Source organism: Streptomyces sp. NPDC005752, from assembly GCF_040630715.1.
In the GTDB taxonomy this organism is placed as follows: Bacteria; Actinomycetota; Actinomycetes; order Streptomycetales; family Streptomycetaceae; genus Streptomyces.
This window is the reverse complement of the sequence record NZ_JBEXYB010000039.1, coordinates 49,684-75,727: the sequence shown is the minus strand read 5'-3', so window position 1 is coordinate 75,727 and position 26,044 is coordinate 49,684. Positions and strand designations below refer to the sequence as shown.

The window sequence follows — 26,044 nt, the reverse complement described above, 5'->3', positions numbered from 1 at the left end:
CAGCGCGTCGCGGATCACCCCGACCTGGCCGTCCATCATGCCGCTGGGGCCCACCACGTGCGCGCCCGCGTCCGCCTGGACCTGGGCTTATTCCGGCTTTACCAAAAACTGACCAGGTGGTCTTTCTCACCACCCGTCAACCCCTTATTACGGTCGCGTAGGTCACATTCGAGGGTGCAGGATAAGCCCTTGTGGCAGACGATTCGAGAAACAGACAACGAGGCATCATCGGGTCGTACGCGGCGATCGGCGACAGCTTCACCGAGGGCGTCGGAGACCCCGGCCCCGGCGGGACGCTCCTCGGCTGGGCGGACCGGTTCGCGGTCCTCCTCGCGGACCAGCTCCCGGTCCCGGATGCGGTGGTCGGCCCCCCGGACGACCCGCACGGGAACTTCCGTTACGCCAATCTCGCCGTACGAGGACGCCTCCTCGACCAGATAGTCGAGGAACAGGTCCCCCGCGCCAAGGAGCTGGCACCGGATCTGGTGAGCTTCTGCGCGGGCGGCAACGACATCCTCCGTCCTGGTTCCGACCCGGACGACGTGGCGGAGCGAGTCGAGCGTGCGGTCGCGGAGCTGACACAGACGGTCGGCACCGTCATGGTCACCACCGGCTTCGACACCCGGGGCATCCCCGTGCTGAAGCACCTGCGGGGCAAGATCGCCATGTACACCGCTCATGTGCGGTCCATCGCGGACCGCTACGACTGCCCCGTGCTGGACCTGTGGTCCCTGCGGTCCGTGCAGGACAGGCGTGCCTGGGACAACGACCGGCTGCACCTCTCTGCGGAGGGGCACACCCGGGTCGCGCTGCGCGCCGCCCAGGTCCTCGGCCTCGACGTGCCCGCAGACCCCGACCAGGTGTGGCCCCCGCAGGTACATCGCGGCGCGCTCGAGGTGCGGCGTGACGACATCCAGTGGGCGCGTGAGTATCTCGTCCCGTGGATCGGCCGCCGGCTGCGTGGGGAGTCCTCCGGGGACCACGTCGCGGCCAAGCGCCCCGACCTCCTGCCGCTCTGACCGGGCGTCGGCTGCCGGCTGCTCCCGGACACTCCCCGGCGACTGCTCAGCGGGTCACGAAGGGCAGGGGGCGCCTGGCGGGGGCCGGGGACACCAGCCCGTCCGGGGCCGGGGGCGCGAGCCCGTCCGGGGTGGGTGGCGCGAGCCCGTCCGGAGCGGGTATCCGCACCGGACGGGTGGGTATCCGCTCCAGCACGCCGCCCGCGAAGACGTCGTACAATGGCAGCGTCTCCAGGTGCACATAGCCGATGTGGCAGTCGCACACGTCCCGCGGACAGCTGCGCGGGCCGAGCGAGTCCCGGTAGCTGCCGTCGTACAGATTGCCCAGCTCGGCACGGACGAAATGACAGCGGCGCACCGTCCCGTCACCGTCCACCGAGACGACGGACTCCCCGGTCCGGCAGGGCAGCCCGGCCGAGCGGTGCGGATGCCTGCTGTACGGGAACAGCGGGTCCAGGTCCGTCCAGCGGGCCGCCTGCTCATCCGTGTAGGTCCGCCCCTCGGCGGCGTTGACCCAGAGATACACCTCGGGCGGCAACGCGGAGCGCAGTCGACGGGCCTCCTCCAGATGCTCGTCGAGCCCGACGATCCCCACGCTGTACCGCACCCCCAGGGCCGTCAGCTTCCGACACCGGCCGAGGAAGCGCTCGTACGGCGTCTGCCCGGGGTGGTAGGTGCACCACAGCGCGACCTTGTGGCGCTCCGCGTCCGCCAGCCAGTCGGTCCGGCCGCTGAGGTTGGTCTGGATGGCGACCCTGCCGATGTGCGGCAGCCGCGACAGCTCGACGAGCGCCCTCCGGTACCAGGACCGCACCAGTCCCTCGCCCCACGGGGTGAACAGCACAGAGAGCCGGTCGCCGGTCTGCGCGGCGGCCCACGTGGTGAACCGCTCCAGGGCGGCACGGTCGGACCGCAGCTGCTCCCCGGTGTCCCGTCGCTTGGCGAAGGGGCAGTAGGGGCAGTCGTAGTCGCACGAGGCCAGCGGGCCGCGGTAGAGGATCGTCAGGTCCATGTTCACCAGCTCGCTCATTTCGCTTCGTAAGCGGCCATCGCGGCCCGCACCGCGGGGGAGAACAACTCCGGGCCCAGGGCGTCGGAGTGCGCCAGCCCCTCGGGGGAGAGGCGCAGCAGGGCAGGGGCCGCCGGATCGTCCAGCCAGCCGCGTCCGCGGAAGAGCTCCAGCTCGGCGGGGAAGTCCTCGGACGGATCCGTCCCGAAGCGCTCACGGTACTCGGCGGGCCGCAGACCCTCGGCCTGGAGGAGCGACTGCAGGAGGTGTCGTCGGCGCGCCTCCCCGCCGTCCACGTACCGGCCGACCTCCGCCCTGGAGAAGTCCGCCGTGGTGGTGAAGCCGTCGATGATGCCCCGGATCTCCCGCATCTCCACCGCGTAGTCGAAGGAGTAGTGGAGGGAAGAGGTGTACGAGCGGGCGCCGCAGCCCAGTCCGATCATGCCGTCGGTCTGGCACGCGTAGTCGTCGGGGCCCGCGTGCCGGGCGTCCGCGCGGCGGAACATCCGCATCGACACCTGCTCGTAGCCACGGGCCAGCAGATGGTCGCGGCCCTCTCGGTACAGACGCAGCCGCTGTTCGTCCCAAGCGGTGTCCTGCCCCTCCGGTTCCTGCCCCTCCGGTTCCTGGCCCTCCGCCCGCTGTGCTCCGGTGCCCAGCCGCCCGAGACCGGTCAGGGGGCGGACGTACAGCGGGTAGAGATACAGCTCCTCCGGGCTCCAGGCCAGGGCTGCGTCGAGCGAGGTACGCCAACTCGCCGAGGTCTGACCCTCGATGCCGTAGATCAGGTCGATGTTGAGGACCGGGATGCGGGCATCGCGGATCCGGCCGAGTGCCGCCTCCACCGCGGAGCGGTGCTGCGGACGCACCGCGGCCCTGGCCTCGGCATCCACGAAGCTCTGCACACCGATGCTGATCCGGGTGGTGCCCCGGGCGGCCAGCACGGCCAGCCGGTCCGCCGTCGCCGTCGACGGAGAGGTCTCGACGGACAGGGGCACCGCGCTCAGATCGGCGCCCATCCGCTTCTCCGCGATGTCGCAGAGGCGCTCCAGCTCACCGGCGGTGAGGAAGGTGGGGGTGCCGCCGCCGAACGCCGCGGCGGCGAAGCGCACCGGCTCGTCGTCACCCAGGGCGTCCCGGACCGCAGTGGCCTGCCGGTCGAGCGCGTCCAGATAACGAGTGGTCAGCTCCTCGGGGGCGCCGATCCGGGTGAACAGATTGCAGAAGCCGCAGCGGACCTCGCAGAACGGTATGTGGAGGTAGAGGGAGAGCGCGTCCTTGCGCTCCGCCGCCCAGAGCTCCCTGAGCAGCGGACGGCCGGCGGGGTGGCCGTCGAGCGGACGGTAGGCGGTCTTGTGCGGGTAGGCGTACACGTAGCTGCGGTACGGGCCGGTGCTGTGGGTGGTGCCGGTCATCGGGTCGCCCCCGGTTCGAGGAAGAAGTGGGCATAGGGCACGGTCCAGACGGCCTCGTGACCGATCCGGTGGCCGGTGTAGCCGTCGTCGCCGTACGCAGTTCCGTGATCGGAGCAGACGATGGCGAAGCACCTGCGGCGGCTGCTCGCTGCCGCGAAGAGGCGCCCGATGTGCCGGTCCACGTACTCCAGGGCCGCGGCGTGGGTGGCCCTGGAGTCACCCGCGTCGGCGGTGGCGCCGGGAAGGTGGAACCAGTTGGGCTGGTGCAGTGCGGACACGTTCACGAAGAGCAGAAGCCTCTGGTCCGCGGGGAGTTCCGCGACGATCCGCTCCGCGCGTGAGACCTGCGCCTCGAAGGACGTCGGAGAAGCCACACCGAACTCCCACTCCCAGTGGCTCTCCTGGAACATGCCGGGCAGCACCGAGCCGAGCGGTGGGCGGCGGTTGAAGAAGCCCACACCGCCGATGCACACGGTGCGATAGCCCACGGCGGCGAGGCCGGAGAGGAGGTCGGGTGTTTCGTGGACGAAGGTGCCGTCGGCGGTCGACTCACTCCCCGCGAAGCGGGCCGCGAAGAGCCGTGGATGAGGTCCGGGCGCGGCAGGCGTCGGCAGGAAACCGGCGAAGATCGCCTGGTGGGACGCGTAGGTGAAGCTGCCCGGCGCGTGCCGTTTCTCCCAGACTCCGCCGGGGAGGTGCCGTACCAGATTCGGGATGCGCCCGGCAGCGGCCAGTTCCTCGGCCACGTCGAACCGCAGGGTGTCCAGGGTGACGAGCAGCAGATCGTGGCTGCCCACGACCGCGTTCATGTCGGGGCCCGAGGCCTCGCCGCCGCGGGCCGTCGGGTCGTGCAGGGTCTGCGCGAAGCGATAGGCGGGATCAAATGGCTTCGATGGCACGGTCGTTCCTTGCTCGGCCGTCACTGGTCCGGCCTGTCTTTCGGCGGTCGTCGCCCGACCGGCCGTCGTATGAAGAAGCCGCGAGAATCGCGGCGACCTGCGCGCCGTACGTGTCCAGGCCCTCGGCGCCGCTGTCCGGCAGACCGGTCAGACGCGGCAGGAGATCGCCGAACGCGTTCACCTCGCCCACGGCGAAACGCCGCCAACCGGTCGCCGGCAGCAGATCGACGCCTACGCACAGCGTGTCAGGGAAACAGGCCGCGGCCCGCTCGCACACGGCCAGAGCAGCCTTCCAACTGCCGCCCGCCGTCTCGACGGCGGCTCGCACCTCGTCCAGGTCACCGCGCGCCCCGCCCAGGTGGAGATTGGTCATGGGGGACCGGCTGGTGCGCACGACGGCATGCGTCGCCCGCCCCGCGACCACCACCACCCGTAGGTCGGCAGCCCGCCCCCGCTGGGAGGCCTTGGGCAGCCAGCGCTCGATGTGCAGTCCGTCCGGGGCCAGCGCGTCGACGAGGGCCCCCACTTCGCTTTCCGTCGTGCAGCCGCGGACCCGGAGCGAGTTGAACAGCCGGCCTTCCTCGTCCCGCTCCACGGAGGTGGCCGCCCGGATCCTGCCCGGGCCGGCCGATTGCAGGGCTATGACCCCCGAGGCGGAGGAGCCGTGTGCGGGCTTCACGAACACCCTGGGCATGTGGTGATCAGCCATCAGCCGGCGCACGTCGGCCCATCCCCGCACGGGGGCCGCGCCGTGGCCCGAAGTGGGGGAGTCAGGAACCGGAACCCCCGAAGCGTCCAGTACACCGTGGCAGAGCCGCTTGTCGAACATCACCGCGATGTCCCGGGGGCCGTCCAGCAGCACCGCACCCGCCGCCCCGGCCGCCCGCGCCACCTCCTGTACGGCCGAGGTGAAGCGGGCGTACCAGCGGGCCGAACCCTCGACCCTGGTCGGATCGTCGCCCCCGCGCAGCAGACGGTCCACCTCGGCGTCCTCACCGGGCGAGTCGATGCGCACGGTCTCCCCCGGAAGGAAGACCGCCTCGTTGCGCAGCACCTCCAGCCAGGACACCGTGCGCGCGGCGGGCAGCCCGGCGTCGCGCACGGCGTCCTGGAAGAGGCCGACCCTGCGGTTGGCGGGGACACCGACGACCGCGAGGCGCGGCGGCCCGCTATTCGTCGCCGACGACACAACGGGCCTCGTGGTCCTCGGGACCCCTGTCGTCCGTCCGGCCGAGCCCGACCCGGACACCGGCCCGGGTGCACAGCCACCGGCCACGGGAGACGAGCTGGGGCGGACAGCCGCTGCGACGCAGGCCCGGTGGGGACAGGCGGGCCAGCGGCCGGATCTGCGGGGGCAGGGAGTGGACCGTCGGGCCGTGGGAGTGGACGCTGCCGGTCATCGCGCGCTCACTCCGCCACCGCGGTGTAACGGCCCTCGGCGCCACCGCCGTCCCACGGCTCGTTACGGTCGGACAGGTCGACCGACACACCGTGTGGCTCCAGTGCCTCCGCGACACGGCGCTCCATCGGCTCGGTGAGGAAGTGGTGGTGCAGGTCGAGCGAGGTGAGATGGGTGAGCGGCTGCCCCTCGAGCAGGGCGGCCGCGCCCTCGTCACCCAGCGTGCCGTTCGACAGATCGAGCGTGCGGAGCTGCGCCACGACCGGGGCCGAGCCGATCGCCGCCGCGATCTCGTTCTGCAACTCGCTGTTGCGCAGACCCAGATGGCGCAGCCGTGGGAAGCGGGTGCCGGTGAGCAGGGGTGCCAGATCGGGGACCACCGCGTCGCCCCCGTACGCGGAGACGCCGAGCCAGAGTTCCAGATGCTCCAGCGCCGGCAGTTCACTGCCCAGTATTCCCCGCACAGCCTCCGCGGGCAGACCGCCACTCTCGACGATGAGCCCCCGCAGGGACTCGTGCTTGACGGGCGGGAATATCAGATCCGTGCCGCCGCGCACACCGAGGTGGGTCAGGTCCGGGAAGGCGTCGAGCAGCGCGGTGACGTCCGACTGCTCGATCCACGAGATCTCGGCCTCCTCCACCACGAGGTCTCCGACGAACACGGCCCTGAGCGAGGTCAGCCGGTCGGCCGCGGCGACGACGAGGCCGATGGGATAGGCCGATGTCTCCTCGTAGGACTCACCCCACTGCCCGATGATGAGCGCCTCGACGCCTGACGGATCGACGGCTTCGAGGAAGGCGTCGAACGCCTCCTCCCAGTTGAGGTCTCCTTCGTCCGGGTTGAACGGGTCGACGCTGATGCGCCAGGCCGCGGCAGCGGCCGGGGGACGGGGCGTCCCCTCGGTCCCGCTCCGGAAATCGACGGCCGGAAGGCCGAGCAACTCGTGCAGACGGTCCGCTTCGGACATGGCACTGAGCTCCTGATACTGGGGGCGACTGATGTCCGCAAGGTTTATCAAGTGCCACTGACAGTCGCGTGACCGGGCCCGGGTGGCCGGTTCGCCCGGCACGCGAGAACCTCCTCTCGGTGACAGAACCCGGCCCGTGACCGAGCCGCTCGGCCCGGCTGCCGTTGTCAGACCCCCCTCGTAGCGTTCTCCCTGTGGTCGGCACGAAGGGTGCCGGGACGGAGGGGAGACGTCTGTGTACAGGCAGGGTGACGTTCTGATGGTCGCACTCGAGGAGTCCGACGTAGCCGCGCGCTTCCTCGACGCACCGGGTGAACTGCGCGACGGGCGGGGGAGGCTGGTCCTGGCGCTGGGCGAGGTAACCGGCCACGCGCACGCGGTGCAGGGGCCGGGCCGGCTGATGCGGGAGGCGGGGCCGTTCGGCCCGATGCTGCTCCATCTCCCCGAAGGCGGACGCGTGGTCCATGAGGAGCATGCCCCGATAGCGCTGCCGAAGGGATGGTTCCGTGTCGTTCGCCAGCGTGAGTACGCCCCCGGCGCGGTCCGTATCGTCGCGGACTGATCCCGTCGGCGCGTGCGGGTCTTGGTGCCGGGAGTCCGGTGATGTGCGGTCAGGAAACAGGAACAGGGGACGGGGAGTACCGATGCAGTATGTGAACGCGTGGCGGGCTGTGGCGGCGGCGACGGGCGGGGCCGACCGGGGTGCGGCCGAGGACGGGGTGAGGCTCGCCTACCGCCGGGCCGGGCTGGTGGAGCCGGAGCGCATCATCTGGGCGGACTCGCCCAAGGCCGCCGTCGAGGTGGTGGAGAAGCTGTTTGGCGCGGGACGCTCGGTGCGCGAAGAGGTCCGCACCCGTCCCTGGGCGGAGGAACGGCGCCGGATCTACGACGAACTGGGCCCGGCCGGCTGGTCCGCCCTCTGGTCCGCCACCGGCGCCCAGTTGTGGGAGACCACGGCCGCACTGGCCGAGCGGATACGCATCGGAATCGTTGCCGAACTCGCCTCGCGGCCCGAGGACGAGTCCGACGTCCGCCTTCTCATGCTGGACGCGGTACTCGGTCAGCACGACGCGGCCTGGCTCGCGGCCTTCGACGGCCGTGGCGACCGGCTGACCGGACTGGCCGAGGTCGCCAGGAACGCCGGCTGGTGGTGGCCCTACGAGCACGTCGCTGTGATCAGCGAGCGGCCTGAGGCACTTCACCGCGACGAGGCGGGACGGCTCGACCGGGGGGACGGGCCTGCCCTCGCCTACCGTGACGGCTTCGCCCTGTACGCCTGGCGCGGCATGCCCGTGCCTGTCGAGTTCCTGGACAGCCTGGCGAGCCTGACTCCTGAGCGGATACGTGCCGAGGAGAACGCGGAGCTGCGCCGCGTGATGCTCGAGTACTACGGATACGACCGCTATCTCGCCGAGTCGGGCGCGAAGCCGGTGCACCGGGACGAGACCGGAATCCTCTGGCGCATCGCGATGGAGGGGGACGAGGACGTGGTGATGGTCGAAGTCGTCAACTCCACCCCCGAGCCCGACGGTACGCACCGCACCTACTGGCTGCGGGTGCCGCCCAGGACCCGCACCGCGAAGGAGGGCGTCGCCTGGACCTTCGGGCTCGAGGGCGAGGTCTACGCGCCGGTGCGCCAGACCTGACGGACATGAGACCGCGCTCGGTCGGTCCCGGGCACGGGTGCATGGGCCTGTGGGCCACAGGAGGTCTCAGGCGGTCAGTGCCGCGTGGTCCATACCGAGTTCGCGGGCGAGCGCCTCCTCGGTCCACTGCAGCATCGTGGCCCGGGAGAGCGGACCCGCGTACGACGTCATCTGGACGGCCAGCCCGTCCAGAAGGGCCGTCAGCCGCCAGGCCACGGACATCGGGTCCTCGCACTGGAACTCACCCGCCGCAGCACCCTCCTCGATGACCTCGGCCAGTTCCGCCTTCCACTGCTGGTCGAGATCTCCGGCCACATCGCGCAGCACCGGATCACGCAGGGAGGACGCCCAGCCCTCGATCCACAGCCGCCACCCCTTGTCCTGACCGGTCGGCGCGTACCAGCGAACGGCGGCTCGAAGCCGCCGGACCGCGCTGGTGCGACGGGTCAGCAGCTTCCGCAGATGGGCCAGGTCGGCCTCCGCCGCGTAGGCGAACGCGGAGGCCACCAATTTCTCCTTGGACGAGAAGTGGTAGAGCACCAGGGCATTGCTCACCCCGAGAACGGCCGCCACATCGGCGATCCGGACCGCGGAAACGCCCCGGACCTCGATCTGCTCGACGGCGGCGCGCAGGAGTTCCTCACGACGCTCCGCCACGCTCAGTCGTACTCTCGTCACGCGGCCAGCCTAACCAACACGCTGCTCCGGCGTGCGCCCCGTGCCCGATGGCCTACCGGTACCAGCCGAACCGCTCGGCCATCACCGGCAGACGGTCCGCGACGAGCGCGTGCGCGGCCGTCCGCGGCGTGCAGCCGTCCGCCGCCGCCCGTTCAAGGACGCGGTCGGTGAGCGCGCGCATGGAGCGGCGGGTGTGAGCGAACGCCTCCTCCGCGTCGGGCCCGATGTCCCCGAACAACGTCCACCACCACCACGCGTTGGTACCGGAGTTGACGACCACATCGGGCAGCACCGTGACACCGCGCCCGGCGAGCAGTGATTCCGCCTCCGGGAGCACCGGCATATTGGCCGCTTCGACCACCCAACGGGCCTTGATCGCAGCCTGGTTCACGGTGTTCACGGCATACGACACGGCGGCCGGCACCAGCACCTCCGCGTCGGCGGCCAGCCAGGCATCGGCCGGGAGCTCCCGATCCCCGTGGCGGAGCGCCCCACGGTCCACCGTCCCGTGTGCGTCACGCGCGGCCAGCAGGGCCTCGACGTCCAGGCCGGCCGGGTTGCCGATCGTCCCCTCGACGTCCGCCACGGCGACGACCGTCAGCCCGGCCCGGGAGAGGAAGCGGGCCGTCGCCCCGCCCATCGTGCCGAACCCCTGGAGGGACACACGGGCGCCACCGTGCGGCACACCCGCCCGGTCCATTGCGGCGAGCGCGGATTCCGCCACCCCGCACCCGCCGACCAGCTCGTCCAGCCCGATCCCGTCGACCGTGACGGCGAAGGCCTCCGCCAGCCGCCGCCGCGCCCCCGTCTCGTCGTCCAGCAGGGGGTAGGCCGCCTGCACGGTGGAGACCAGCCCGGCCTCCGTCGCGGCCCGGTCGACGAGGTCCTGACTGAGTCCGAGGTCCTCGCCTGTCGTCCACACATGCTCGACGTAGGGACGCATCGCCCGCAGAAAGCGGACCAGCACCCCGTAGGCGCCGGGGGCACGCGGGTCGCAGTCGATGCCGCCTTTGGCGCCGCCCAGCGGGATGTAGCGCGCGCCCGGGTTGTCGGCGTCGAAGTGCAGAGCCTCCTTCATCGACATGCCACGCGCCAGTCCCGCCACCTCCGCGAGGCTGCAGCCCTCCCTCATCCGCAGCCCCCCGCTCGACACACCGCGCACCAGCCGGTCGACGACGAGGTAGCCCTCTGTGCCGGTGACGTGGTCCGTCCAGGTCAGTGAGATCAGCGGAGCGGGAGAGAGGGACGTCATGGGGGCCGCTCCTGGAGAACGCGGATGGGGTTACTGAACGGCGAGTCAGTATTGGTGGGCAGGGCACGGTTGTCAACGCGGGCGGAACTCCAGATGTGACATGGCCGTCCGCCGAATGCGGAATCCTGGGGAGGGCGCGGACGTTGGATCCGGCATGACGGACTTCGAACCCGCGCGTGAGGCGCTGCTCCGGCTCCTCGGGGAGTACGACGGCGGCGTGCTGGTCACCCTCAAGCGTGACGGGCGGCCACAGCTGTCCAACGTGAACCACGCCTATTACCCCGAAGAAGAGGTGATCCGGGTGTCCATCACGGAGGGCCGGGCCAAGACCCGCAACCTCCGACGGGACCCGCGGGCGAGCTACCACGTGACCAGCGACGACCGGTGGGCCTGGACCGTCGCCGATGTCACGGCCGAGCTGACACCGCCCGCCGCCGACCCCCACGACGCGGTCGTGGAGCAGCTCGTCACCCTCTACCGGGATGTCCAGGGCGAGCATCCCGACTGGGACGACTACCGCCGGGCGATGGTTCAGGACCGCAGGGTCGTCCTGACCCTGCGGATCGAACATGTCTACGGCCAGCCGCGTGCCTGAAGCGACACGCCCCGAGGCGCGGCTCCGGAGAGTGCGGGCGCGCGCTCCGTTCACCGTGGAGCCCTCGCCCTGTCGTGGCCCCCGACCATAATGAGACGACCGACTCCCTCTGGAGATGTTGTGACCGGCGCAGACCATCAGCCCTCGCTCCGTACCCGACTCCGCTCGCTGCGCCCCGACGCCTTCGGGGCGGACCCGGCCGGGGCACGCATGGAGCGGATCCGCCGCTCGCCCAATTTCGCCGACGGAGTGTTCCAGAATCCTGAAGGCGCACGGACCAGGCCGTCCGGCTCCATGCTCGAATTCGCCAAGGTGTACTTCCGCAAGGAGGAACGCGCCCGCAGATCCCCGCTCGGTACGGTGCCCGTCCACGCCACGACCCTGGCCGACCTGGCCGAGCCGCCTGCAACGGGCCTGCGCGTGACCTGGCTCGGCCATTCCAGCGTGCTCACCGAGATCGACGGCCGCCGGGTGCTGTTCGACCCGGTCTGGGGCGAGCGCTGCTCGCCGTTCGCCTTCGCCGGCCCCAAGCGGCTGCACCCCGTCCCGCTGCCGCTGGCCTCCCTCGGGCCGGTCGACGCCGTCGTGATCTCCCACGACCACTACGACCACCTCGACCTGCCGACGATCAAGGCGCTGGCGGGGACGGACACGGTCTTCGCGGTGCCACTCGGAGTGGGCGCCCACCTCGAGCGCTGGGGCGTGCCCCTGGACCGCATCCACGAGCTCGACTGGAACGAGACCGCGCAGATCGCGGGCATCAGCCTGACCGCTACCCCCGCACGGCACTTCTGCGGGCGAGGACTGCGTAACCAGCAGCACACGCTGTGGGCGTCGTGGGTCGTCGCGGGCCCGGAGCACCGGGTGTACCACAGCGGGGACACCGGCTATTTCTCCGGCTTCCGGGACATCGGTGCCGAGCACGGCCCCTTCGACGTGACGATGATCCAGGTCGGCGCGTATTCGGAGTACTGGCCCGACATCCACATGACACCGGCCGAGGGCCTGCGGGCGCACCTGGACCTCCAGGGTGGCACGCCGCACGGTGCGCTGCTGCCGATCCACTGGGGCACCTTCAACCTCGCCCCACACCCATGGTCGGAGCCGGGGGAGTGGATGAAGGACGTCGCCGACGAGGTGGGGCAGGCGCTGGCGCTCCCCCGTCCGGGTGAGCCGTTCGAACCGTCCGGGAAGCTTCCCTCCGAGGCTTGGTGGAGTGCGGTGTCATCGTCTGTCGCGCGCCCGTGGCGTCGTCCGGAGAAGGCGGATACGGCACCGGTGCACCGTGAAGAAGTCGATCTTGCGGGCGAGCGGTGAGGGAAGGGCAGGGCGTTCCCGGGGCCTGAGGGGCTCCGGCCTGCGCGGGAGGGCCTCCACGCGGTCTGTCAGCCTGCTGGTCGGACCGCATGGTGAGCCACCGGCGAACGGAGTGGCCGTGGAGGGTCGGCCAGGTGCCGTCGCCGAGGGCAAGCGGGTCGAAGATCCGGTGGCATCCACCCGGCTTGCAGCCCTGTCAGGACCGGCAACCAGACACCAGCACGCTGCCGGCGACGGAAGCCCTTGGACCGTTTGCCTGGGACCGTACTCGGATGGAAGATTCCGCCACGGAGCACCAGTCCGCACCCGCCAACGGACCCCGTCGATGAACCGCCGTCGGCTGGGTGACGGCCTGCCCGACACCGCGACGGGCAACAGCGGTCCCAGCACCGCCCACTGGGCATCCGAAATATCCCCTTGCACACCGGGACCATCTCGGCAGGACGCGAGACGTTCAACGTTTCGGCTCTGTACGGGTCCGAGGCGGCGCGGCGGTGGGGGCGGGCGGGTCGTGCGCTCCTCGGCGGCGGTTTCAGAGACGGCAGCCCCGCACGTTCACGGCGGAGGGGGCATCAGTTCGACGTACCGGCGGCGTCGGCCTGACCTTGGCCGATTGCGTCCAGCGCGCGGTGCAGGACCTCCTGGACAGAGCCGTGGGCCGCGATCGTGGTCAACAGGCCCTGGGATCGGTAGTGGTCGACGACCGGCGCCGTCTCGGTGCGGTAGACCTCCAGTCGCTTACGGACGGTTGTCTCGCGGTCGTCTCCACGCTGGTACAGCTCACCGCCGCAGAGGTCGCAGACTCCTGCCACGTCGGGCGGGCTGTAGTCGACGTGGAAGATGTGTTCTCGGTCCTGTCGGCACAAACGTCGTCCAGCGATCCGTCTGACCACCTGGTCCTCGGAAATGTCCAGGCCCAGCACGACGTCCAGCCTCAGCTTGGAGTCGACCAGAATACCGGCCAGTGCTTGCGCCTGGGCAAGATTGCGAGGGAAGCCGTCCAGCAGGAAACCGCGCTCGGTGTCCGGGCGGGCGAGGCGCTCTTTGACCACCCCGGTCGTGACCTCGTCCGGTACCAGAAGGCCGGCGCGCATGTGCGTGCGGGCGTTCCGGCCGAGCTCGGTGCGCTCGTCGATGTGCTCGCGGAACAGATCACCGGTGGAAATGTGCTGGATCGACAGATGTGCGGCAAGGCGCACTGCCTGCGTGCCCTTGCCGGCTCCGGGCGGCCCGATCAGGATGATTCGCATCGATGAGGTATCCCTTCGTCATGCGTAGCCCCGGATCAGTTCAGGGACGCAGCCGTGACTGAACGCTAGTTTTGTTCCCCACCAGGGCGCGATCCGGTGTACCCGGAGATCGGAGCGGGGGATATCCCCAGAGTGAGCATCGCCTTCCCGCGACGGCCCACCCAGCACACCAGCAACTCCTGAAACCCGGCCCAGGCAGTTGACGCCGCCCAGCCCTTCCCAGTTCGTTCGTTCCGGGGACGGCGGCCATGAGGCGTCGTTCAATGCAGTACTCGAACGTAAATCGAACAGGCGGCCTGGCGTCCCGCCCTTCGGGGTGGCGGGACCAGGTGTGACTGAGCGCTGTAGTTGGCGGATGAGTGTTATAGCTGGCGGCTGTGTGCATCGAGGTTGGCGGCCAGAGCAGGGCGTCGGCGCGAGCTCACCGCTGTTTGGCGGCGGGCTGGCCTCGCGGAGGACTCGGCGCGTGCATGCCTAGGAAAGATTCTTCCCATTGTGGACAAGTGGCACCGCAGGCACTCTCGAAGTAACCGACCGAGGAGTGCAGAGTGCAGCGCAAGATCAGCTTTGACCGTGACGGTGTGACCCTGGTGGGCGACCTGTTCACCCCGGACGACCTCAACAAGAACGGCCACTACCCGGCCGTGATCGTGCAGGGGTCGTTCACCTCGGTCAAGGAGCAGATGGCGGGGACCTACGCTGAGAGGTTCGCTGGGCAGGGGTTCGTGGCTCTCAGCTTCGATTACGCCCACTACGGAGAGAGCGAGGGGGAGCCGCGGCAGTACGAGTCGCCGGCGGAGAAGCTGTCCGACCTGAAGGCGGCGGTTACCTATTTGACCGGGCTCCCCTACGTGGAGGCCGTGGGCATGGTCGGCGTCTGCACGTCGGCCAGCAACGGGGTCTACCTGGCCGCACAGGACCCGCGCCTCAAGGGTCTGGCGACGATCGCCGGGTTCATCACCGACGCGGACGTGTTCGCCAACACCTACGGCGAGGACGGCCTTGCCGCACGCCGTGAACAGGCGGCCGCGGCCCGGAAGAAGTACGAGGAGAGCGGCGAGGCGACGGCCATCACGGTCTACAGCGAGACCGACAAGGACGCGGCGAACTACGCCCCCGTCGAGGGCGCCTACGACTACTACACCAACGAGTCACGCGGCAACGTTCCCCAGTACAGGAACGAGCTGGACGTCTCGTCGTGGACGAACTGGCTCACCCTTGACGCGCTGGGCCAGGCCCCGTCCGTCACCACGCCGACGATCGTCGTGCACTCCGACGGCAGTGCCCTGCCCGAGAACGCCAAGAAGCTCCACGAGGTTGTCCGGGGCCCCAAGGAGCTCGTCTGGTCCGACGGGAACCACTTCGACTACTACGACTCGCCGAAGCAGATCGACAACGCCGTCGCGCACGTGACCCGCTTCTTCCGCACCCACCTCACCGACAGGCAGCCGGCCTGACTCCCGGCCCCCACCCGACCCCGCAAAACGCCGTGTCTCGGGACCATGATCGGCCCCGGGGCACGGCCGAAGGCTGTGAGAGACGTGAGCGCGAAGGACCCGCACCTCGAAGAGCTCGGCCAGTTCCTGAAAGCGCGCCGCAGCGAACGCAATCCCACCGACCTGGGGCTGGACCCGGGGGACCCGGGGTCCCGTCGCGTGTCGGGGTTGCGGCGCGAAGAGGTCGCGGCGCTGGTGGCGATCAGCCAGGACTACTACGCCCGCATCGAACAGGGCCGACTCGCCCCTTCCGGACCCGTCCTCGAAGCCCTCGCCGACGCTCTGCGCCTCACACCCGACCAGCGCACTTACACCGAGAACCTCGCCCGGCAGGCCGAACGCCGCACCCCGCCCAGAAGCCGTGCGACACAGGTACGCCCGCAGCTTCAACGACTACTGAACCAGCTGACCGACACACCGGCGTTCGTGGTGGGCAGGTACCTCGACATCCTCGCCTGGAACCCGCTCGCCGCAGCCCTCCTGCTCGACATCGACAAGAAGTCCCCCAAGGAACGCAACCACATCCGGATGCTGTTCACCGACCCCCGGATGAAGGACTACTACAACGACTGGGAGGCCATGGCCCGCGACGGCGTCGCACTGCTGCGCATGCAGGCCGCCGACCACCCCACCGATCCGCAGCTGACCTCGCTCGTGGGAGAGATGTCCGTTGTCAGCCCGCAGTTCCGCCGCTGGTGGGCGGCCCGAAACGTCGCCCAACCTAAGTTCGGCACCAAGACCATCCGCCACCCCGAACTCGGCGACCTCACCGTCGACTGGGACAGCTTCCACTGGTCCGGCGACCCCGATCAGTACCTGACCATGTGGTCAGCTGCACCCAGCTCGCCCACCCACGAAAAGTTCCGCATCCTCGCCTCCTGGCTCGCAGCCGCACCCGCCCGCGATGACACCGGGAGCCGGGGCCGAGCGTGACCTGACCCGTCTGACGGACTTCCGGCGCACCGGCTGTCATCCAGCCCTGCAACCGCACAGACCACACAGGGGTGATCCCCGAGCGCTCCTGTTGGCGAACGGCGCCAACTATCGCGCTCAGTCACACCAGGCCCCTCAGATCGAATGGGAGCGAGGAACGGGGGCGTACGGCAGAATCACGCCGTGGCGTCCATAGGGGTTCTGGCCGAGCTGAAAGCCGGCATGGCAGAGCTGTCCACGCCGATGCGGGTCTTCGTGGCGGCGGGGCGGTTCACCGAGCCGGAACCCGACCTGCCGGAGTTGGCAGCCCAGATCCGTACGCTGCTGGCCTCTGTCGCGGCGGACGATGCCTGGCGGCGCTTCCTATGCAGGTACGCCCCGCCGTCTGTCCCGGAGGTCTGCGCCGCTCTGGAAGCGGTGGAGACGCACGCAGCCGCCTCGTTCCTGGCCCGACTCGCGACCGTCGATCTGGTCTGGCCGAGCCACCGTCATCTGCCCGTCGAGACCGCCGAGCGCGCGGCGGCCCGGGTGGTGTCACTGCTCGGACCGGCGGCCACATGATGGACCAACCACGACACCGAATGCGGCGCGGTGAATGGACTCACCCCACTGTTCGACAGTCTGCTCGCAGGGACGGACGGCGAGCACTTCGCGCTGGCACTTCAGCTCGCCGACGACTGAGCGCCTTGCCCCATAGGGGCGCTCCTCAGCATCTCTGCGTGCCGGCGCACAGTGCCTCTGCGGACGACGCCCGCCTGGGACGGTGACAACGGTGACAGCCACTGGCGCGAGCTTCTGACCTCACGGGGCCTCGCCGAATCAACGCCCTGGAGGGCAATCGCTACACCGCCGCGTGGCGAGCTTCAGCCGGTCGGTGCATCATCGGCTGGGGGCGGTCCTGGGGTCAGCGAACTGGTCCTCCTCGAAGCCGCAGTCGTGGCCGTGGTGCCGCGGCTGCTAACCATTCAGTCGAAAACGACCGGTGTGAGGCCGCTTTCCCGACCGGCTCGTGCCGTCAATTTTCAGCAGCCCACACCCAATTGGCGCGCCTGTCACGAAATGAGTTTCGGGTTCGCCCAGCGTGGAGATCTCACATGACTGACACTGCCCGAACCGTGCTGGCCGGCCTCGACGCTGCCCGTGGCGAGCTGGAGGACCTCTACCAGGACCTGCACCGGCACCCTGAGCTCGGCCTGCGGGAGCACCGCACGGCGAAGAAGGCGGCAGACGCTCTGCGCGAGAGCGGCTACGACGTCACCGAGGACGTCGGTGGCACCGGCGTGATCGGGGTCCTCACCAGCGGAGACGGCCCGGTCGTCATGGCACGCGCCGACATGGACGCCCTCCCTGTGCGGGAGCGTACCGGCCTCCCGTACGCCTCTGCCGAGAAGGTGACCGACGAGGACGGCCAGGAACAGCCGGTGATGCACGCTTGCGGACACGACGTGCACGTGACGTGCCTGATCGGCTGCGCGCGGCTGATGGCCGAGCACCGGGACGTGTGGCGGGGTACCTTCGTGGTGCTCTTCCAGCCCTCGGAGGAGAACGGCGACGGCGCCGACGCCATGATCGACGACGGTCTGACCGACAAGTCGCCCCGTCCTGATGTCGTCCTTGCTCAGCACGTCCTGCCCTACCCTGCCGGCTACGTCGGCACCCGTGCGGGCTCCTTCCTGTCTGCCGCGGACAGCCTGCGCATCACCGTGCACGGGCGTGGCGCGCACGGTTCGATGCCCCAGGCATCGGTCGATCCCGTGTTGATCGCCGCTTCGATCGTCGTACGGCTGCAGACCATCGTCTCCCGGGAACTGGCCGCCACCACGCCCGCCGTCGTGACCGTGGGCAGCATCCATGCGGGCAGCGGTCCCAACGTCATCCCCGACCGGGCTGTCCTGGAGATCAACGTCCGCACCTACGACGACGCAACGCGCACGCAGGTCCTCGGCGCGGTCAAGCGCATCGTCAAGGCCGAGTGCGAGGCGTCCCGATCCCCCAAGGAACCCGAGTTCGAACGGCTTTCGTCCTTCCCGCCTACCGTCAACGACGATGAGCCGACCCGCCGCGTCGCTGACGCCTTCAGCGCGTACTTCGGCGACGACGCCCACACCGTCGAGTTGCAGACCGCCAGCGAGGACATGAGTGAAATCCCGAAGGCCTTCGGGGTGCCGTTCACCTACTGGGCGATCGGCGGCATCGACCCCGAGCGCTACGCCGAGGCCGTCCGCAACGGAACCGTGGCCCAGGACATCCCGGTCAACCACAGCGCCACCTTCGCCCCTGTCCAACAGCCGACGCTGGGCACCGGCGTCAGCGCGCTGACGGTGGCCGCCCTCGCCTGGCTCGGCAATTGAGCCGCTGGCCGGCGCGGCATGAGTTCCGAACCTGCAGTCTTGGTCGCCTTGGATCTCTCCGGCACGTTCGCTTTCGGGCTGAACGGCGCGTTGACGGCAGTGCGGGCCACCCGGCTGGACGTGGTCGGTGTGGTTGTGCTTGGCATGATCACCGCATTGGGCGGCGGTATCATCCGCGACATTCTCATCGACGCCCTGCCGCCCGCCACCCTGCTGGACTGGCGCTACTACACGCTCGCCATCGCCGGCGGACTGATCGCCTTCGCCATCAGCAAGCACCTGCGCAAGCTGGAGCGGGCGATCACCGTACTCGACGCCATCGGGTTGAGCACCTTCGCGGTCATCGGCGCAAGCACAGCCCTGAACGCCGGGCTCGGCGTCGCGCCCGCGATTCTGTTGGGGGCGATCACCGCAGTGGGCGGAGGCACGCTCCGGGACACGCTCATCGGCCGGATCCCGTCGGTTTTGCGCACCGGTCTGTACGCCGTTCCCGCACTAATCGGTGCGGCAGTGACCGTCACGGCAGTCGAGACAGGTGTCTACGGTCCACCAGCGGCGTTCGGAGCCGCCTTGACCTGCTTCCTTGTCAGGATGATCGGCCTCCGATTCAGCCTCAACGCGCCCGAGCCGCCTGAGACTCGCAAGAACAAGGACTCTGGCGATACAGACATGTGACAACTGCGCCGTCTTCAGCCGGTGGGGCAACCACTTCCGGCACGTCTGTCATGGACATCAGTAAGCATGAGCAGGACGGTCGGCTCAGCCCCCTCGCAGAACCCATGCCGGACACGGAGCTGTCGACGGAACGCCGGCATTTTCCTGTGGTGCGCCCGTCAACCAAGCCGAGGTGCGGTCAGCTCTCGGTGCCGTGAACGATGGCGTGGCCGTCGTCGGCGGCGATGGCGATGCCGGACAAGTCCACGTCACCGGCGCCGACCTGGACCGCGGCCGCTTCCTGCCTCGCTGCGTGGATGCCGCCGGCGACCGTCAGGCTCGCCACCTCGCCGTCGATCTCGACCGTCGTCAGGTGGTCCCGCTCGGGGCTATGCGCCCGCCGACGGTGGCCGTCCCGATCCGGCCTCCCGGCTTGACGCTCAGGGCCACGGCAGCCAGCTCCACCTGCACGCCCTGCACCAGGCTGAGCCCGAGACCTCCGGAAGTGATCAGGTCCCCCCGGACTTCCAGTTGCGGCAGCTTTTTGCTGACCTGGGTACCCACCGAGCCGTCACCCGTGGTGGCGATCGAATCGAATGAGGCACGTTCGAGGGACTCGTCGTAGACGTTTAAGCCCCGCCCCGGTGCCGTGGGTAGTGATCGGCGCCTGTACATCAAGGCTGCCGAGGGCACCGAAGTTGACGAGCCCGATCCCGCTGGGGACGTGCGAGGTCACCGGCGCGGTCGCCGTCCACGTCTGCACCCGCCCCCAGTTGTCCAGCACCATGTCGTTCTGCCCATACGTGGTGACCGGTCCGGCGGTGAGTACTTGGTCGACCGCGGCCCTGAGATGACGAACACTCCAGCGCCGAAAACGTCCGGTGTCCCCGCGGGGATGCCTCCGTCGGTGTGGATCTCCCCGGTACGCAGCGTGCTCACCCGCATCGCGCCCCCGTCGGCGGCCCCGTCCCAGTCACAGTGCCCGCCGACGAAGACGCCGCTACCGCGCACCGGACGGTCGGCGCTGCCGGCACTCAGACAGAGTAGCTCCGCAGTGATCTCCACGGCCTGGTCGGGCTGCTGGTCCCATAGAGTGAAAGCCCCCTGCAACGCGTCGGCGCCGAAGCCGTGCGGGCGCTCGACGCGTCCTCGCACGTCGGCGGCCTCCACGACCAGACGGTTCACGGCCACGTGGTCCGAGCGCACGGCGTCCCGGGCGAGCAGCACCTGGCCTGTGACACGTACCCCACGCAGCGCGAGAGTGCCGAAGTCGGCCACGGAGGTGTCGTTGAGGAGCGTTCCCATCTGGCACATGCCGTATCTGTAACTTCGCCACGACCTATGAGGGCCTGCCCGGACAGCTCCACCCCACGGAAGGTCTTCGCCATTTCTTCGGCGGCGATGACATGCAGCTCGTCCTGCGGAAGTAGGAGCGCGCGCGAGGCCCCGGTAGGTCAGAGACTGCGCCGGAGGAGGGGGCGCCGCAGTACCGGCGGAGACAGGACGCCCCCCCCAAGCTCCCGGCGTCACAGGCGGAACGGGGGAGCGTCAGAGGGTCTGCTGCTTGCCGAGAACAGCCGAGTCGAGCAGTTCATCCGTCTCACTGTCGGTCAGCGAGAGCGCCAGTGCCAGTTCTGCGACGATCGGCTGACGGGCGCGCTTGAGCATGTCCTTCTCTCCTGCGGATAGCCCGCGCACCTCCTGACGCCGCATGAGGTCACGGACGACTCCGGCGGTGAGCCGAAGGTCGCCGGCGTGGAGCATCTCGCTGTTCGCCTTGAACCGCCGAGACCATGCCTCCTCCTGCTCACCTGTGGGAGCCCTCAGCAGACTGAACAGTTCCTGCACCTGCGCCACGCTGCAGACCGACCGCAGGCCCACCTCGCGGGCCCTCTCGACCGGAACGGCGATGCGAAGGTCGGTCCGGTGGATCTGGAACTGGACATAGCACGTGCTCTTGCCGTTGACCGAGCGATTGAGCACCTCGGTGACGGTGCCCGGACCGTGGTGAGGGTGAATGAGTGTCTCTCCTTCGGAGAACTGCATGCTGTGCTCGACTCCTACTTGGGTGCGATGCTGCGCTCGGCCGTGCCTGCGTTTGATGCAGGGCGTAAGGCCGTCCCAGCGCTCAGCCTCCTACCGCAGACGGTCAGAGGCGGGCGCGCCTGGGAACGCAGAGACCGGCGCGTTCATACGGATTAACGCGCAAAGCCTCTGCGAACCAGCTCCTCCATTTTCCCACCACGCCGCACGTAGCTTGGGGTGTAACCCCGGTCACATTTCTTCGGGCGGCCGGGCGGCCGGGCAGCCGGGCGGTCGGGCAGTCGGCCGCGGGGTCGAACTCAGGCAAATGATATGCATCAGCCGGGCAGTCGGCGCTCGTTCATGGGGTGTATCTGCGCTGAATACAGTTCCTATGCCTGCGCACTGGAAAGCTTCAACGAGGCAGGCAGTCACGGCATTTTGCTGCTACTGTGCAGGTGACACGCATATCGATGAGATGCTTGAGTGCACCTGTTTTCAGGATTTCCATCTCCTCCGCGTCGGGACCCGCTGTCATATCCTCCGGGCGACAGTCGTGCGGAGCGCAGATTGGGAAGCGGGGTCCGCATGGCCGACAAGGGTAGTGCGCTGGATCTGGTGCTGGCGCAGATTGAACGGCAATTCGGCAAGGGTGCGGTCATGCGCCTCGGTGAGCGGCCGAACGAGCCGATCGAGGTGATCCCCACCGGGTCCACCGCGCTCGACGTCGCGCTCGGCGTCGGCGGTCTCCCGCGCGGCCGTGTGGTGGAGGTGTACGGCCCGGAGTCCTCCGGCAAGACGACGCTGACGCTGCACGCCGTGGCCAACGCGCAGAAGGCCGGCGGCCAGGTTGCGTTTGTGGACGCGGAGCACGCGCTGGACCCGGAGTACGCGAAGAAGCTGGGCGTCGACATCGACACCCTCATCCTCTCGCAGCCGGACAACGGTGAGCAGGCGCTGGAGATCGTGGACATGCTGGTCCGCTCCGGCGCGCTTGACCTGATCGTCATCGACTCCGTCGCGGCCCTGGTGCCCCGTGCGGAGATCGAGGGTGAGATGGGTGACTCGCATATGGGTCTGCAGGCGCGTCTGATGAGCCAGGCGCTCCGGAAGATCACCGGCGCGCTCAGTCAGTCCAGGACCACCGCGATCTTCATCAACCAGTTGCGCGAGAAGATCGGTGTGATGTTCGGTTCACCGGAGACCACGACCGGTGGTAAGGCGCTGAAGTTCTACGCTTCGGTGCGTCTGGACATCCGCCGCATCGAGACGCTGAAGGACGGCACCGACGCCGTGGGTAACCGCACCCGCGTCAAGGTCGTCAAGAACAAGGTCGCACCCCCGTTCAAGCAGGCCGAGTTCGACATCCTCTACGGCCAGGGCATCAGCCGTGAGGGCGGTCTGATCGACATGGGCGTGGAGCACGGCTTCGTCCGCAAGGCCGGTGCCTGGTACACCTACGAGGGCGACCAGCTCGGGCAGGGCAAGGAGAACTCGCGCAACTTCCTCAAGGACAACCCGACCTCGCCAACGAGATCGAGAAGAAGATCCTGGAGAAGCTCGGCATCGGTGTGCACCTCGAGGAGTCCGCAGAGCTGGTCCAGCAGCGGGCGGTCGACACCCCTTAGCCCAGAGCAAGTCCGCGCCCTCTGCCGTGCCGATCACCGTCGCACCGCACCACACCGACAGCTCAGCGGACGCGTAACCTCAAAATTCTCTGCGCACGCGATGAGCCGCTCTGTCAAGAGAGATATCTACCACGCTGGAAATGGCCTGAGCAGTGGGCCGGCCATTAGACGACACGATGTCACGGTTCGATTCGGATGGTTCTCGATACCACCTGAGGTTTACGAAGTGAGAAATCGGCTCGTCGTCAAGGGTGCACGTCAGAACAATCTCCGTGACGTGTCCGTCGAACTACCCAAGGATGCGCTGATCGTGTTCACGGGCGTATCTGGTTCCGTAAAGTCAGGTCTGGCATACGACACCATATTCGCAGAGGGGCAGAGGCGTTATGTCGATTCCCTCTCTTCATCTGCACGACAGTTTCTCGGGCAGCTCGACAAGCCCGATGTCGATGCCGTCGAGGGAATGTCTCCGGCGATCGCCATCGATCAGAAGACCTCAAGTCGCAACCCGCGCTCCACGGTGGGCACCATCACCGAGGTCAACGACCACCTGCGCCCGCTGTACGCCAGGATCGGCCACCCCCACTGCCCCGAGTGCGGTGAGCCGACAGACACCGCGGCGCATCGTCGACCTGCTGCTGACGAGGACGAGGGGACCCGTTTCCACGTGCTGGCCCCGGTCGTCCGCGACCGCAATGGCGAACACGCCGAGGTCTTCCGTCGGTTGTCCGCCGACGGGTTCAGCCGGGTCCGGGTGGACGGGGCGGTCCTGGCGCCGGCTACCCGCCCACTCTGGACAAGCGCAGGAAGCGCTCGATCGATGTGGTCGTGGACCGGCCGACCGTGAAGAGGGGAGTCGAGCAGCAAATGGCCGTAGGTGGTCTCCAGCCGCCTTCCCTCGATGGTGCCGTGGTCGATCATCACGGTTGACGTGGGCCGAGGTGACGCCGGCGAAACTCGACTCGCCTCGGACACCGGGCACCCGGCGACGCACTGAAGTTCACGTCTGTGTGGGGTTTGGTGACGCTGGTTCAGCTGGTGCGTGCTCGAAGCGAACGGCACCGCCGATGCCCGGCAGTTTTCCCTGGGTCCGCCTGCTGAAGCTTGAGCGGTTCTGCTCGCTGACCGACCACGGGCGCGACAGCGTCACCGGCGAACAGCCGGACACGGTCGGGCTGTTCCGCCACCCGTGGGGAATCGAATCGGATCCCCCCGGAGTGAGGCGCCGACGCTGGCGAGGCGGCGATCTCAATGCAGCCCACCCAAGCATCGAGGTCAGATGTGATCTGTTGACATGCTGAACCGTGCTCGATTTACTCCATCCAGCGCCGGAGTCGACCACTCCGCGCCAGAGGTACGCCCAGCCGGTATCGCGGTCCACGCACCGTAAGCCCGGACTGAGTCGCCAGGATCCACGCGGAGCGCGGAGTCCGAGGCGGGGACGTACCCTCCACTCACGGGAGCTCAAGATGTCCCCCACCCATCGCGTTCGCTTTCACAGGCGGGTCCCTGTGGCAGTCGCTGCGACAGCGGCTCTGACCACTGCACTGTTCGTGTCCTCCACCGCGAACGGTGCGTCCCAAGCAGCGAGTCCTCCGCCGGCACACGCCGACTTCGACTACCAGATCGGCGAGCCGTACACGCCGCCGGCCGGGGTGAAGGTCGTGAGTCGCGACCACAGCGCCTCTCCTGCGGCCGGCCTGTACAACATCTGCTACGTCAACGCCTTCCAGGCTCAACCGGGAGCCGAGAGTGAGTGGGGCGACCTGCTGCTGCGGGACGCCGACGGTGACGTCGTCTATGACGAAGGCTGGGGCGAGGCGATCCTGGACATTCGGAGCGACGTAAAGCGGCAGCGCATCGCCGCCAAGGTGAACTCCTGGATCGACACGTGTGCGACCAAGGGCTTCCAGGCCGTCGAGCCCGACAACCTCGACACGTTCGCACGGACCGATCTGATCACCGAGGCGAACGCGAAGACGTTCGTCAGGATGCTCGCCGACCATGCCCATCAGCAGGGTCTTGCGATCGCGCAGAAGAACACCGCGAACTTCTCCCTCGCCCGGGACGAGACGGGCCTGGACTTCGCCGTCGCCGAGGAGTGCGGTGAGTGGGACGAGTGCGGGGACTACACCGAGGGGTTCGGTGACAACGTCATCGTGATCGAGTACAAGGCCTCGGCATTCAAGGCGACGTGCGCCGATTTCGGCAGCCGGCTCAGTATCGTTCTGCGCGACGTCGACGTCAGCGCCCCGGGTGACAGCGGATACGTCCGAAAAACCTGCTGAGTCGCTTCCGGGGCCGGGGCCTGGCCGTGGACTCATCTGGGCCGGGGGATCCGTACCGGCTCACGGCCCGCCCCTGTGGACGGCGGGGCAGGCCCCGGACTCCGGAGGCGATCCTCGTCCGTGATCAGCAGCAGGCCGGAGTGACATGCGTGCACCGTCGACTACCGGGTAGTCGGCAGCGCAAGGCGTAACCGAGCAAGAAGGGGTTGTTTCCCATGTCCTCCTCCCTCGTCGAAACCGTCGACATCAAGGCGCCGGTCAGCGTTACCTGGGCTCTGTGGAGCGATGTGGCGCAGTGGCCGAAGTTCCTCAGCCACGTACAACGTGTCGATCCGATGGACGAGCGTCGGTTCTCCTGGCAGTTGTCCCTGCCGGGCGCCGACAAGAGCTTCGTCGCGGAGCTCACCGAGGTCGTCCCGCAGGACCGGATCGCCTGGAAGACCATCGAGGGCGTGCATCACGCCGGAGTGGTCACATTCCACCGCCTGGACGAGACGTCCAGCCGGGTCGCCCTGCAGATCGAGTACGACCCCAGCGGGTTCGTCGAGCGCCTGGGTGCTCTGACCAACCTCGACTCGGTGCTGGCCAACTACGACCTGGGTGAGTTCCAGAAGCTGGCCGAGTCCACGGTGGCGGGCGACGTCCCCCGGGGCCTGTGAGACGGCCCGTTCACCGGGTGGAGCAAGATCACAGACGTGATCGCCCGTACGCACCTCTGGAGTGCGTACGGGCGATCACGTCTGTCGCAGGACACCGACTCCGTGTCAGCGTCGTGACGGCGTAGAGGAATCGGCCTGCCGGGAGGCGGGTTCGTCCGTCTCTGCGTCCGGCCCGTGCTCCGCGTCGGCACTCGGGCCGCCGGCTTTCGCCGACTCGCGTGCCGCCGCCGAGGCGCGCGAAGTACGAAGCGGCGACTGGGTCCACTCGGCGAACCACCAGACTCCCGCCACCACGCACGACCACAGGAGCCCGCCCAGCATCGCGCTCGGCCACGGGGACCGCTCCGCGTACCGCTCCGCAGCGGTCAGTACCACCCAGCCGACGACCAGCACGGTCACTACTCGTACGCGCCTATACCTGAACATTCCCGCCCGCTACCCTCTCGACGAGGGCTTACGCAGCGTGACCCCGAAAGAATTTCTCCGGTTGGCATCCGGTTGGCGCCCGATCGGCGTCCGGGTGGCAGTGCGGGTGCGCCGTCGGGATGACAGTCATGTGTCCGCCC

General features: G+C 68.9%; 28 protein-coding genes and 2 pseudogenes. 14 read left to right on the top strand and 16 right to left on the bottom strand.

Annotation, left to right across the window (positions count from 1 at the left end; translation table 11 throughout):
• A pseudogene (locus tag ABZ441_RS27865) lies at positions 1-93 on the bottom strand (porphobilinogen synthase); the annotation flags it as partial.
• A gap of 98 nt (positions 94-191) precedes the next feature.
• Between ABZ441_RS27865 and ABZ441_RS27860 the strand changes: the two are divergent.
• A complete protein-coding gene (locus ABZ441_RS27860) occupies positions 192-1,019 on the top strand; it encodes an SGNH/GDSL hydrolase family protein (protein WP_358979108.1) in 828 nt (275 codons plus the stop codon).
• Between the two features lie 46 nt (positions 1,020-1,065).
• Here ABZ441_RS27860 and ABZ441_RS27855 read toward each other — a convergent pair whose 3' ends face one another.
• From ABZ441_RS27855 to ABZ441_RS27830, 6 genes are all read right to left on the bottom strand, one after another.
• A complete protein-coding gene (locus ABZ441_RS27855) occupies positions 1,066-2,031 on the bottom strand; it encodes an STM4011 family radical SAM protein (RefSeq protein WP_358979121.1) in 966 nt (321 codons plus the stop codon).
• A 14-nt stretch (positions 2,032-2,045) separates the two neighbouring features.
• Positions 2,046-3,443: an STM4012 family radical SAM protein gene (locus ABZ441_RS27850; protein ID WP_358979106.1), complete on the bottom strand. Its 1,398-nt coding sequence runs from the start codon at positions 3,441-3,443 to the stop codon at positions 2,046-2,048.
• Positions 3,440-4,252 carry an STM4013/SEN3800 family hydrolase gene (locus tag ABZ441_RS27845; protein ID WP_358979119.1) on the bottom strand — a complete coding sequence of 271 codons (813 nt, stop codon included), beginning with the start codon at positions 4,250-4,252 and terminating at the stop codon, positions 3,440-3,442. Before ABZ441_RS27845 ends, ABZ441_RS27850 begins: the two co-directional genes overlap by 4 nt.
• Positions 4,253-4,322: 70 nt before the next feature.
• Entirely contained in the window at positions 4,323-5,531 is a 1,209-nt protein-coding gene (locus ABZ441_RS27840; RefSeq protein WP_358979103.1) for an STM4014 family protein, read from the bottom strand.
• Entirely contained in the window at positions 5,512-5,742 is a 231-nt protein-coding gene (locus ABZ441_RS27835; protein ID WP_358979099.1) for a hypothetical protein, read from the bottom strand. The genes ABZ441_RS27840 and ABZ441_RS27835 overlap by 20 nt, the downstream gene beginning before the upstream one ends.
• 7 nt (positions 5,743-5,749) lie before the next feature.
• A complete protein-coding gene (locus tag ABZ441_RS27830; RefSeq protein ID WP_358979097.1) occupies positions 5,750-6,709 on the bottom strand; it encodes an STM4015 family protein in 960 nt (319 codons plus the stop codon).
• A gap of 235 nt (positions 6,710-6,944) precedes the next feature.
• Here ABZ441_RS27830 and ABZ441_RS27825 point away from each other — a divergent pair, with 235 nt between their 5' ends.
• The gene (locus ABZ441_RS27825; protein WP_358979095.1) at positions 6,945-7,271 is read left to right on the top strand and encodes a hypothetical protein; all 327 of its coding nucleotides are present in this window, start codon (positions 6,945-6,947) and stop codon (positions 7,269-7,271) included.
• Between the two features lie 82 nt (positions 7,272-7,353).
• Entirely contained in the window at positions 7,354-8,355 is a 1,002-nt protein-coding gene (locus ABZ441_RS27820) for a DUF6745 domain-containing protein (RefSeq protein ID WP_358979093.1), read from the top strand.
• Positions 8,356-8,421: 66 nt separating this feature from the next.
• On the opposite strand, the gene ABZ441_RS27815 is transcribed toward ABZ441_RS27820, so the two are convergent.
• Both ABZ441_RS27815 and ABZ441_RS27810 read right to left on the bottom strand, forming a co-directional pair.
• A complete protein-coding gene (locus tag ABZ441_RS27815) occupies positions 8,422-9,033 on the bottom strand; it encodes a TetR/AcrR family transcriptional regulator (protein ID WP_358979091.1) in 612 nt (203 codons plus the stop codon).
• A gap of 52 nt (positions 9,034-9,085) precedes the next feature.
• Positions 9,086-10,285 (bottom strand): Glu/Leu/Phe/Val dehydrogenase dimerization domain-containing protein, encoded by a 1,200-nt coding sequence (locus ABZ441_RS27810; RefSeq protein ID WP_358979088.1) that lies wholly within the window; start codon positions 10,283-10,285, stop codon positions 9,086-9,088.
• 154 nt (positions 10,286-10,439) lie between these two features.
• Here ABZ441_RS27810 and ABZ441_RS27805 point away from each other — a divergent pair, with 154 nt between their 5' ends.
• Complete coding sequence (locus ABZ441_RS27805; protein WP_358979086.1) at positions 10,440-10,880, top strand: PPOX class F420-dependent oxidoreductase; 441 nt, start codon at positions 10,440-10,442, stop codon at positions 10,878-10,880.
• A gap of 120 nt (positions 10,881-11,000) precedes the next feature.
• Positions 11,001-12,197, top strand: coding sequence for an MBL fold metallo-hydrolase (locus ABZ441_RS27800; protein WP_358979084.1), 1,197 nt, complete (start codon positions 11,001-11,003; stop codon positions 12,195-12,197).
• Here the strand turns inward: ABZ441_RS27800 and ABZ441_RS27795 are convergent.
• Entirely contained in the window at positions 12,105-12,560 is a 456-nt protein-coding gene (locus ABZ441_RS27795; protein WP_358979117.1) for a transposase, read from the bottom strand. The genes ABZ441_RS27800 and ABZ441_RS27795 overlap by 93 nt on opposite strands.
• Positions 12,561-12,769: 209 nt before the next feature.
• Complete coding sequence (locus tag ABZ441_RS27790) at positions 12,770-13,447, bottom strand: adenylate kinase (RefSeq protein ID WP_358979082.1); 678 nt, start codon at positions 13,445-13,447, stop codon at positions 12,770-12,772.
• A 548-nt stretch (positions 13,448-13,995) separates the two neighbouring features.
• Here ABZ441_RS27790 and ABZ441_RS27785 point away from each other — a divergent pair.
• The 5 genes from ABZ441_RS27785 to ABZ441_RS27765 all read left to right on the top strand — a co-directional run bounded on the left by ABZ441_RS27785 (position 13,996) and on the right by ABZ441_RS27765 (position 18,902).
• Positions 13,996-14,904, top strand: a complete 909-nt coding sequence (locus tag ABZ441_RS27785; protein WP_358979080.1) for an alpha/beta hydrolase — start codon at positions 13,996-13,998, stop codon at positions 14,902-14,904.
• Positions 14,905-14,988: 84 nt separating this feature from the next.
• The gene (locus ABZ441_RS27780) at positions 14,989-15,876 is read left to right on the top strand and encodes a helix-turn-helix domain-containing protein (RefSeq protein WP_358979078.1); all 888 of its coding nucleotides are present in this window, start codon (positions 14,989-14,991) and stop codon (positions 15,874-15,876) included.
• A gap of 183 nt (positions 15,877-16,059) precedes the next feature.
• Positions 16,060-16,437 carry a hypothetical protein gene (locus ABZ441_RS27775; RefSeq protein ID WP_358979076.1) on the top strand — a complete coding sequence of 126 codons (378 nt, stop codon included), beginning with the start codon at positions 16,060-16,062 and terminating at the stop codon, positions 16,435-16,437.
• 533 nt (positions 16,438-16,970) lie between these two features.
• Positions 16,971-18,227, top strand: coding sequence for a M20 family metallopeptidase (locus tag ABZ441_RS27770; RefSeq protein WP_358979073.1), 1,257 nt, complete (start codon positions 16,971-16,973; stop codon positions 18,225-18,227).
• Between the two features lie 18 nt (positions 18,228-18,245).
• Entirely contained in the window at positions 18,246-18,902 is a 657-nt protein-coding gene (locus ABZ441_RS27765; RefSeq protein WP_358979071.1) for a trimeric intracellular cation channel family protein, read from the top strand.
• 178 nt (positions 18,903-19,080) lie between these two features.
• Here ABZ441_RS27765 and ABZ441_RS27760 read toward each other — a convergent pair whose 3' ends face one another.
• The 4 genes from ABZ441_RS27760 to ABZ441_RS27745 all read right to left on the bottom strand — a co-directional run bounded on the left by ABZ441_RS27760 (position 19,081) and on the right by ABZ441_RS27745 (position 20,927).
• Positions 19,081-19,227, bottom strand: coding sequence for a hypothetical protein (locus tag ABZ441_RS27760; RefSeq protein ID WP_358979068.1), 147 nt, complete (start codon positions 19,225-19,227; stop codon positions 19,081-19,083).
• A gap of 23 nt (positions 19,228-19,250) precedes the next feature.
• On the bottom strand, positions 19,251-19,556 hold the full coding sequence (locus ABZ441_RS27755) for a hypothetical protein (RefSeq protein WP_358979066.1): 306 nt from the start codon (positions 19,554-19,556) through the stop codon (positions 19,251-19,253).
• A gap of 57 nt (positions 19,557-19,613) precedes the next feature.
• On the bottom strand, positions 19,614-20,195 hold the full coding sequence (locus ABZ441_RS27750; RefSeq protein WP_358979064.1) for a hypothetical protein: 582 nt from the start codon (positions 20,193-20,195) through the stop codon (positions 19,614-19,616).
• A gap of 234 nt (positions 20,196-20,429) precedes the next feature.
• Entirely contained in the window at positions 20,430-20,927 is a 498-nt protein-coding gene (locus ABZ441_RS27745; protein WP_358979062.1) for a CarD family transcriptional regulator, read from the bottom strand.
• 564 nt (positions 20,928-21,491) lie between these two features.
• On the opposite strand from ABZ441_RS27745, the pseudogene recA reads away from it, so the two are divergent.
• The 4 genes and pseudogenes from recA to ABZ441_RS27725 form a co-directional block, all read left to right on the top strand.
• Positions 21,492-22,477: pseudogene (gene recA, locus ABZ441_RS27740) on the top strand (recombinase RecA); the annotation flags it as partial.
• 154 nt (positions 22,478-22,631) lie between these two features.
• On the top strand, positions 22,632-23,378 hold the full coding sequence (locus tag ABZ441_RS27735; protein ID WP_358979060.1) for a hypothetical protein: 747 nt from the start codon (positions 22,632-22,634) through the stop codon (positions 23,376-23,378).
• Positions 23,379-24,042: 664 nt separating this feature from the next.
• The gene (locus ABZ441_RS27730) at positions 24,043-24,819 is read left to right on the top strand and encodes an endo alpha-1,4 polygalactosaminidase (protein WP_358979058.1); all 777 of its coding nucleotides are present in this window, start codon (positions 24,043-24,045) and stop codon (positions 24,817-24,819) included.
• Positions 24,820-25,034: 215 nt separating this feature from the next.
• Positions 25,035-25,478 carry an SRPBCC family protein gene (locus ABZ441_RS27725; protein ID WP_358979056.1) on the top strand — a complete coding sequence of 148 codons (444 nt, stop codon included), beginning with the start codon at positions 25,035-25,037 and terminating at the stop codon, positions 25,476-25,478.
• A 105-nt stretch (positions 25,479-25,583) separates the two neighbouring features.
• On the opposite strand, the gene ABZ441_RS27720 is transcribed toward ABZ441_RS27725, so the two are convergent.
• Positions 25,584-25,877, bottom strand: coding sequence for a hypothetical protein (locus ABZ441_RS27720; protein WP_358979054.1), 294 nt, complete (start codon positions 25,875-25,877; stop codon positions 25,584-25,586).
• Between the last annotated feature and the right edge of the window lie 167 nt (positions 25,878-26,044).

Bases quoted from the DNA above. Each gene is read 5' to 3' on its own strand.
- ABZ441_RS27820 (WP_358979093.1), top strand. From the start codon at position 7,354: ATGCAGTATGTGAACGCGTGGCGGGCTGTGGCGGCGGCGACGGGCGGG.
- ABZ441_RS27805 (WP_358979086.1), top strand. From the start codon at position 10,440: ATGACGGACTTCGAACCCGCGCGTGAGGCGCTGCTCCGGCTCCTCGGG.
- ABZ441_RS27770 (WP_358979073.1), top strand. From the start codon at position 16,971: ATGACTGACACTGCCCGAACCGTGCTGGCCGGCCTCGACGCTGCCCGT.
- ABZ441_RS27830 (WP_358979097.1), bottom strand. From the start codon at position 6,709: ATGTCCGAAGCGGACCGTCTGCACGAGTTGCTCGGCCTTCCGGCCGTC.
- ABZ441_RS27810 (WP_358979088.1), bottom strand. From the start codon at position 10,285: ATGACGTCCCTCTCTCCCGCTCCGCTGATCTCACTGACCTGGACGGAC.
- ABZ441_RS27750 (WP_358979064.1), bottom strand. From the start codon at position 20,195: ATGTGCCAGATGGGAACGCTCCTCAACGACACCTCCGTGGCCGACTTC.
- ABZ441_RS27765 (WP_358979071.1), top strand. From the start codon at position 18,246: ATGAGTTCCGAACCTGCAGTCTTGGTCGCCTTGGATCTCTCCGGCACG.
- ABZ441_RS27855 (WP_358979121.1), bottom strand. From the start codon at position 2,031: ATGGACCTGACGATCCTCTACCGCGGCCCGCTGGCCTCGTGCGACTAC.
- ABZ441_RS27790 (WP_358979082.1), bottom strand. From the start codon at position 13,447: ATGCGAATCATCCTGATCGGGCCGCCCGGAGCCGGCAAGGGCACGCAG.
- ABZ441_RS27850 (WP_358979106.1), bottom strand. From the start codon at position 3,443: ATGACCGGCACCACCCACAGCACCGGCCCGTACCGCAGCTACGTGTAC.
- ABZ441_RS27835 (WP_358979099.1), bottom strand. From the start codon at position 5,742: ATGACCGGCAGCGTCCACTCCCACGGCCCGACGGTCCACTCCCTGCCC.
- ABZ441_RS27735 (WP_358979060.1), top strand. From the start codon at position 22,632: ATGAGCCGCTCTGTCAAGAGAGATATCTACCACGCTGGAAATGGCCTG.
- ABZ441_RS27745 (WP_358979062.1), bottom strand. From the start codon at position 20,927: ATGCAGTTCTCCGAAGGAGAGACACTCATTCACCCTCACCACGGTCCG.
- ABZ441_RS27845 (WP_358979119.1), bottom strand. From the start codon at position 4,252: ATGAACGCGGTCGTGGGCAGCCACGATCTGCTGCTCGTCACCCTGGAC.
- ABZ441_RS27725 (WP_358979056.1), top strand. From the start codon at position 25,035: ATGTCCTCCTCCCTCGTCGAAACCGTCGACATCAAGGCGCCGGTCAGC.
- ABZ441_RS27755 (WP_358979066.1), bottom strand. From the start codon at position 19,556: ATGTACAGGCGCCGATCACTACCCACGGCACCGGGGCGGGGCTTAAAC.